Consider the following 1,348-nt stretch of genomic DNA (forward strand, 5'->3'; position numbering starts at 1 on the left):
CTCGCATTTCCGGCATTCGTTCGCTACAAGGTGGGACGCGCCGTCTGACGTCCTGGTTAACCGGTCGCTCGTGGTGGAAACTGGTACGTATGACTGCGCCGCACAGCACGGGTAGGGGAGGGTTCGAGATCCGGGGTGGCGGCTATCGCGCCGAGATCGCCGCGGCCGGTGCCGGGTTGCGGCTTCTCGATCACGAGGGTCCCAACGGTCGGCGTGCGCTGACCGAGACCTGGGGACTCGGATCGAAGCCACCACTGTCGGCCGGATTGGTTCTCGCGCCGTGGCCCAACCGAATTCGCGACGGGCACTTCATGTTCGACGGGATCGAGCATCAACTCGAGATCACCGAACCTGCGCTGGGGAACGCGAGCCACGGGTTCGTCCGGCGTCGCAATTGGAGCCTTGTGGACCACACGTACGAGCGCGTCGAACTGTCGGTGGACGTGGGACTTCACAAGGGTTGGCCCTATCCGTTGCAGCTGACGATCGCCTATGAGGTCGGTGCCGACGGATTGACCGTCACTCACACGGCCACCAACAAGGGGGCGACCTCGTCGCCGTTCGGGCTCGGAATGCACACCTTCATTCGCGCCGGCGACTTTCCGCTCGACGAATGTGCTCTGCATCTGGCAGCGGGCACGCGGTTGCCGATCGATCCGGCGAGGATGCTGCCGAACGCGTATTCGCAGGCAGTCGCCGGTACGGACTACGACTTCCGGACACCGAGACTGCTTGCCGGGGTGCAGTTGGACACTCCGTACAGCGCATTGGACGTCGTCGACGGCAGTGGTCGCACGCAGCACGAATTGCTCGCGCCGGATGGAACGGGCACTGCCCTGTGGACCAACCGCGAGTTCCCATGGATTCAGGCGTTCATCGCAGATCCCGCCAACGACAAGGGGTATCCCGACCGCGGCCGTGCATTGGCGTTGGAACCCGACAGCACTGCCGCATTCGATGGCACCGGATGCTCGCCCCGGATCACGCGCGACCACGGTGACTGTCCGAACTCCCATGTCGGCCAACGCGACCAATGCCGGCCGCGCGGTGCCGCCCGCGCCGACGACTACCGCCGAAGTGCCGCTGAGATCGCCGACGCCGCCGGCGATCAACGCACCGCTGACTCCGTCGACGTCCGTGCAGTCGGCACGCCAACCGCCGTCGATGCGGACCAGGGTGTTCGCCGAGCCGATGGTCACCGCTCGCGGTGTGCGTTCGGTGGCATAGTCGAGTGCTGCGATCTTGCCCGGCATCGTCACGGAGAGGCCGACTGGCCTCCGTCGACTGGACGTTCAACGGCTGGGGCGCCCAGGAGTGGGCCCGCTGGGAGCACGATGCGAAGATCGCC

The 1,348-nt window shown here is 66.0% G+C and carries 1 pseudogene; it reads left to right on the forward strand.

The features are described 5' to 3' along the window. Nucleotides 1–89: 89 nt before the first annotated feature. Nucleotides 90–833 (forward strand): annotated as a pseudogene (locus ABT116_RS46775) (aldose epimerase family protein); the annotation flags it as partial. Between the last annotated feature and the right edge of the window lie 515 nt (nucleotides 834–1,348).

It is taken from the genome of Streptomyces sp. NPDC002130 (genome assembly GCF_040296465.1).
Classification (GTDB): Bacteria; Actinomycetota; Actinomycetes; order Streptomycetales; family Streptomycetaceae; genus Streptomyces.